The organism is Variovorax sp. E3, assembly GCF_016082275.1.
Classification (GTDB): domain Bacteria; phylum Pseudomonadota; class Gammaproteobacteria; order Burkholderiales; family Burkholderiaceae_C; genus Variovorax.
Genome location: NZ_MOWM01000026.1, coordinates 57280 through 63372 on the forward strand (window position 1 = coordinate 57280; position 6093 = coordinate 63372).

General features: G+C 61.6%; 5 protein-coding genes and 2 tRNA genes. 5 read left to right on the plus strand and 2 right to left on the minus strand.

Features of this window, described 5'->3' with window-relative positions:
- The first annotated feature begins 18 nt into the window (after positions 1-18).
- From clpX to BMG07_RS12360, 4 genes are all read left to right on the plus strand, one after another.
- Positions 19-1284, plus strand: a complete 1266-nt coding sequence (gene clpX, locus BMG07_RS12345; RefSeq protein WP_198084811.1) for an ATP-dependent Clp protease ATP-binding subunit ClpX — start codon at positions 19-21, stop codon at positions 1282-1284.
- Positions 1285-1307: 23 nt separating this feature from the next.
- On the plus strand, positions 1308-3749 hold the full coding sequence (gene lon, locus BMG07_RS12350) for an endopeptidase La (RefSeq protein ID WP_198084812.1): 2442 nt from the start codon (positions 1308-1310) through the stop codon (positions 3747-3749).
- Positions 3750-3810: 61 nt separating this feature from the next.
- A tRNA-Gly gene (locus BMG07_RS12355) sits at positions 3811-3886 on the plus strand.
- Between the two features lie 63 nt (positions 3887-3949).
- Positions 3950-4023, plus strand: a tRNA-Cys gene (locus tag BMG07_RS12360).
- 141 nt (positions 4024-4164) lie between these two features.
- Here BMG07_RS12360 and BMG07_RS12365 read toward each other — a convergent pair.
- Entirely contained in the window at positions 4165-4419 is a 255-nt protein-coding gene (locus BMG07_RS12365) for a hypothetical protein (RefSeq protein WP_198084813.1), read from the minus strand.
- A 717-nt stretch (positions 4420-5136) separates the two neighbouring features.
- On the opposite strand from BMG07_RS12365, the gene BMG07_RS12370 reads away from it, so the two are divergent.
- On the plus strand, positions 5137-5829 hold the full coding sequence (locus BMG07_RS12370; protein ID WP_198084814.1) for a hypothetical protein: 693 nt from the start codon (positions 5137-5139) through the stop codon (positions 5827-5829).
- Between the two features lie 121 nt (positions 5830-5950).
- On the opposite strand, the gene BMG07_RS12375 is transcribed toward BMG07_RS12370, so the two are convergent.
- Positions 5951-6093 (minus strand): IS3 family transposase (locus BMG07_RS12375; RefSeq protein WP_198084815.1); only part of this gene is annotated, 143 nt, incomplete at its 5' end.

The following is a 6093-nucleotide window of genomic DNA, read 5'->3' on the forward strand; positions in this document are numbered from 1 at the left end:
GTAACGAGGCATCTGTCCATGGCCGATAAAAAGGCTCTTCCAGCGAAAAAAACGCTTTACTGCTCGTTCTGCGGCAAGAGCCAGCATGAGGTCAAGAAGCTGATCGCGGGCCCTTCGGTCTTCATCTGCGACGAGTGCATCGACCTTTGCAACGAGATCATCCGCGACGAGCTGCCGGCGGGCGAAGAGGCGCGTGAAGCACGCAGCGACCTGCCCACGCCGCTGGAGATCAAGACCAACCTCGACAACTACGTGATCGGCCAGGAGCCGGCCAAGCGCATGCTGTCGGTGGCGGTCTACAACCACTACAAGCGCCTGCGCCACAAGGAAAAGTCCAAGGGCGACGACGTCGAGCTCAGCAAGAGCAACATCCTGCTGATCGGCCCCACGGGCTCGGGCAAGACGCTGCTGGCGCAAACGCTGGCGCGCATGCTCGACGTGCCGTTCGTGATGGCCGACGCCACCACGCTGACCGAAGCCGGCTACGTGGGCGAAGACGTCGAGAACATCATCCAGAAGCTGCTGCAAAGCTGCAACTACGAGGTCGAACGCGCTCAGCGCGGCATCGTCTACATCGACGAAATCGACAAGATCTCGCGCAAGTCCGACAACCCCTCGATCACGCGCGACGTGTCGGGCGAGGGCGTCCAGCAGGCGTTGCTCAAGCTCATCGAAGGCACCATGGCCAGCGTGCCGCCCCAGGGCGGGCGCAAGCACCCGAACCAGGACTTCCTGCAGATCGACACGACCAACATCCTGTTCATCTGCGGCGGCGCCTTCGCCGGCCTGGAAAAGGTCATTGAAAACCGCACCGAGGCCTCGGGCATCGGCTTCGGCGCCTCGGTCAAGAGCAAGGCGCAGCGCAGCATCACCGAGGTGTTCCGCGAAGTCGAGCCCGAAGACCTGATCAAGTTCGGCCTGATCCCCGAACTCGTGGGCCGCATGCCCGTGGTCGCGTCGCTCGCGGAACTCAGCGAGGACGCGCTGGTCCAGATCCTGACCGAGCCCAAGAATGCCGTGGTGAAGCAGTTCACCAAGCTGCTGCAGATGGAAGGCGTGGACCTCGAGATCCGCCCGGCGGCGCTCAAGGCCATCGCCCGCAAGGCGCTGGCCCGCAAGACGGGTGCGCGCGGCCTGCGTTCGATCCTTGAACAGTCGCTGATCGACACCATGTTCGAATTGCCGAACGCGACCAATGTCGACAAGGTGGTGGTCGAGGAATCGACCATCGACGAAAACAAGCCCCCGCTGCTCGTGTACCGCGAAGCGGCGAAAAAGGCCTAAAGCCAAAGACGCGAAGGATCTGCATGTCTGGCCATACCCCTCTGCCTCCCGAAGCCCTCGACCTCCCGCTGCTGCCGCTGCGCGACGTCGTGGTGTTCCCTCACATGGTGATCCCGCTGTTCGTGGGTCGCCCCAAGAGCATCAAGGCGCTCGAACTGGCCATGGAAGCGGAGCGCCGCATCATGCTGGTGGCCCAGAAGGCCGCCGCCAAGGACGAGCCCTCGGTCGAGGACATGTTCGAGGTCGGTTGCGTCTCGACCATCCTGCAGATGCTCAAGCTGCCCGACGGCACCGTGAAGGTGCTGGTCGAAGGCCAGCAGCGCGCGCGCGTGAACCGCATCGATGACGGCGAAACCCATTTCTCGGCCAACGTGACGCCCGTCGAGGCGCTCGAAGGCGGCGAGAAGGGCACCGAGGTCGAGGCCCTGCGCCGCGCCGTGATGCAGCAGTTCGACCAGTACGTCAAGCTGAACAAGAAGATCCCGCCCGAGATCCTGACCTCGATCTCGAGCATCGACGACCCGGGCCGCCTGGCGGACACCATCGCCGCGCACCTGCCGCTCAAGCTGGACAACAAGCAGGCCGTGCTGGACCTGGACGACGTCAAGGCCCGCCTGGAAAACCTGTTCGGCCAGCTCGAGCGCGAAGTCGACATCCTGAACGTCGACAAGAAGATCCGCGGGCGCGTGAAGCGCCAGATGGAAAAGAACCAGCGCGACTTCTACCTGAACGAGCAGGTCAAGGCCATCCAGAAGGAGCTGGGCGAAGGCGAAGAGGGCGCGGACATCGAGGAGATCGAGAAGAAGATCAAGCTCGCCAAGATGTCCAAGGAAGGCCTGAAGAAGGCCGAGGGCGAGCTCAAGAAGCTCAAGCTCATGTCGCCCATGTCGGCCGAGGCCACCGTGGTGCGCAACTACATCGACGTGCTGATCGGCCTGCCCTGGAGCAAGAAGACCAAGATCAAGCACGACCTGGCCAATGCCGAAGCCGTGCTCAACGCCGACCACTACGGCCTGGAGAAGGTCAAGGACCGCATCCTGGAATATCTCGCGGTGCAGCAACGCGTGGACAAGGTGAAGGCGCCGATCCTGTGCCTGGTCGGCCCACCGGGCGTGGGCAAGACCTCGCTCGGCCAATCGATCGCCAAGGCGACCGGCCGCAAGTACACCCGCATGGCGCTGGGCGGCATGCGCGACGAAGCCGAGATCCGCGGCCACCGCCGCACCTACATCGGCGCGCTGCCGGGCAAGGTGCTGCAGGGGCTGAGCAAGATCGGCACGCGCAATCCGCTGTTCCTGCTCGACGAAATCGACAAGCTGGGCACGGACTTCCGCGGCGACCCGTCGAGCGCGCTGCTCGAGGTGCTCGACCCCGAGCAGAACCACACCTTCGGCGACCACTACGTGGAAGTCGACTTCGACCTGAGCGACGTCATGTTCGTCGCCACCTCGAACTCGATGAACATTCCGCCGGCGCTGCTGGACCGCATGGAGGTCATCCGCCTCTCGGGCTACACCGAGGACGAGAAGACGCACATCGCGATCAAGTACCTGCTGCCCAAGCAGCTGAAGAACAACGGCGTCAAGGAAGAAGAACTCCTGGTCACCGAAGAGGCCGTGCGCGACATCGTGCGCTACTACACGCGTGAAGCGGGTGTGCGTTCGCTCGAGCGCGAGCTGTCCAAGATCTGCCGCAAGGTGGTCAAGGGCCTGCTGCTCAAGCAGATGAAGCCGAAGGTCACGGTCGACGGCGCGAACCTCAACGAGTTCCTGGGCGTGCGCAAGTACAGCTTCGGCCTCGCCGAGAAGCAGAACCAGGTCGGCCAGGTGGTCGGCCTTGCGTGGACCGAAGTCGGCGGCGACCTGCTGACGATCGAGGCCGTGACCATGCCCGGCAAGGGCGTGATCAGCCGCACCGGTTCGCTGGGCGACGTGATGAAGGAATCGGTCGAGGCCGCGCGCACGGTGGTGCGCAGCCGCTCGCGCCGCCTGGGCATCAAGGACGAGGTGTTCGAGAAGCGCGACATCCACATCCACGTGCCCGACGGCGCCACGCCCAAGGACGGTCCGAGCGCAGGCGCCGCCATGACGACGGCCTTCGTGTCGGCGCTCACGGGCATCCCGGTGCGCAGCGACGTCGCCATGACCGGCGAGATCACGCTGCGCGGCGAGGTGACGGCCATCGGCGGCCTGAAGGAAAAGCTGCTGGCCGCGCTGCGCGGCGGCATCAAGACCGTGCTGATTCCGGAAGAGAACGCCAAGGACCTGCAGGACATTCCCGAGAACGTGAAGAACGGGCTAGAGATCGTGCCGGTGAAGTGGATCGACAAGGTGCTCGAGATCGCTCTGGAGAAAATGCCCGAACCGCTGTCCGACGAGGAAGTGGCGGCATCCGCCGCTGCCGTGGCCGAACTGGCCAAGCAGCGCGCGGCGGCCCCGGCCTCCGAAGGTTCGGTCAAACATTGACCGGTTGATCGCAAAACTTGTGAAGCCTCGAAAAACTGGTATATAATTCGAGGCTCGAAACGCGGGAATAGCTCAGTTGGTAGAGCGCAACCTTGCCAAGGTTGAGGTCGAGAGTTCGAGACTCTTTTCCCGCTCCAGTTTTGAAAAAGGGAAGCACCAGCTTCCCTTTTTTTCGCTAGGTCGATTTCGTTTTTCTGCGTGGCGCGATAGCAAAGCGGTTATGCAACGGATTGCAAATCCGTCTAGCCCGGTTCGACTCCGGGTCGCGCCTCCACTAATATCTTGTGAGATTAACAAGTTAGACGCCCCGGACACTCCGGGGCGTTTTTGTTTCTGGCTTCACTTCAGCTCGTTTTGGCTTGGCTGCTGCCCTGTTTCAGTAGCGTTGCGAACGGGCAGCGGATCGGTTTGTCCGTCAAGTCCAGTAACATTTGTGCTCCAACCGGAGCCCGATTTGTCCTCTTTCCTGAAGCGCGAAAACAAGTTCCAGCTCCGCGTCACGCACCGCTTCATGTCGAAGCCTTTCTTCCATGCCTTCGAGGACAAGGTGGAGGCCAATAACTACGTGGCCACCCGTCGACGGACGGCTGGCTTGTGGAATCGTCCCATTTGAGCTTTTCGAAACCAAGAAGATCGCCGGCCCTGCGTCACCGTTGTTGATCGAGGTCATGTGCGCCTACGAGAAGGATCCCAACACGCGGGTAATTATGGACATCCGGACTGGCGCTCACGAGCCGCTTCGCAAGCGTTGGCGGGCAATCTTGGCAGCGTCATAGCAAAGGTATGGACGCCCCCGATGACGGCGCTTTAATACCAAAGAGGAAGTATCACCACCACTTGATCCGAACGCGGCGCCTATCTAGCGACCATGAGATCGGTCGGAAGACCTAACCGTATTTGCGATATTGATGTATCGCCTTTAAACGATTATTCTCCGCGCGCCCGGCCATCAAGGCGAGAGGTATATCAACAACTACGCTCGGAGGGAGCACATGCGATTTGCACAATGGGGTGTGATTCTTTGTTTGGTCGCTGGATTGGAGGCTTGCGGTGGTGGGGGGGCGGGGGTGGGCGGAGGAGGAATCCCTATTGGAGTGGCCATCGCACCCATCGCGCCAGCGACGACACCCAACACGGGAAGCTCTGAGCCCCCGCCTTCGGATCAGGGCCCGGTTACTCAAGTAGATCCAAGCCCATCGAAGCCCGAGTTCCTTTCGCTGCCATCCAAGGCGCTCAATCGATCCTCTCCTTCCAGACTCAGAACCCTGCGCCTGGTACGACGCCACAGGCCAAGGTCATCTCGGGCATCCAAGGCTTTCTGGGCGAAGCGCTGGCCTACGACTCAGCCAATGACCGGCTATACGCCAGCAGCGGCCCCGATATTCTCGTGTTCGACAAGGCCAGCACGCTAAGCGGTGCAGTCCCACCGACCCGGACCATTCAGCCGAGCGGCACGGGCATCATGTTCTTTTCGAACGTCGCCTTCGACAAGGCGACGGACACGCTGTATCTCGCCGGCAGCGCGCAATACCAGGATGTGCTGGCCATCATCGGCAATGCAAGCACCGCGTCCGGCAGCGTGACGCCGAACCACCGCTACGCCGTCGCCAGCGGTTCGCGAGGCTTCACCATTGATACGCAACGAAAGTTGCTTTATGGATTGGGATCGACCGTTGCGGTGTTTGTCTTCGACCTGACTGGGCTGCAAGAAATGGTTGGCGCCAACCCCACCATCAATCAGGCTGTACGTGTCATGACCATTCCGGCACTTAACGTCATGACAGGTCTCAGCATCGACCAGGCGCGCGATCGCCTCTACATTGCGGGCACTGGACAGTTGGGCGTCGTCGACGGCTCAAGCACGGCCGCGGGTAACACACTCATTCAGTCGTTCAACATTCCGGCGCACTCGGCCACATTTGATCCGTCGAACGATCGCCTGTATGTCGGAGCCGCAAATTCAGCCTACATCATCAATAATGCAAGTGCACTGCACAGCGGCTCCACCCTTCCTGCCACCGTGGTGGTGGGCACCAACCCGCAGGTTAACTATTTCGTCGGCGGATTCGCATTTCCTTGAGCGTCGCCTTCGTGTGGTAGTGCGCGACCGCTTGGCGTACTCGGCGTCAGCGCGGCGGAAGTCGAGGCACTCGAACGCAAGCTCTGCTTTGTGGGATGCTGCCGGTCTCATAGACGCCGACCTAAGCTTTTTGAGCTTTCTCGAACTGTATAGGGCTGACGTAGCCGAGCGTCGAGTGACGACGCGTCGGGTTGTAGAACCGCTCGATGTAGTCGAACACATCGGCGCGGGCCTGTTCCCTGGACCGGTACACCTTTCTGGCTG

Excerpts from the sequence above, each read along its gene's own strand:
- clpX (WP_198084811.1), top strand. The coding sequence starts at position 19 with ATGGCCGATAAAAAGGCTCTTCCAGCGAAAAAAACGCTTTACTGCTCG.
- lon (WP_198084812.1), top strand. The coding sequence starts at position 1,308 with ATGTCTGGCCATACCCCTCTGCCTCCCGAAGCCCTCGACCTCCCGCTG.
- BMG07_RS12365 (WP_198084813.1), bottom strand. The coding sequence starts at position 4,419 with ATGACCTCGATCAACAACGGTGACGCAGGGCCGGCGATCTTCTTGGTT.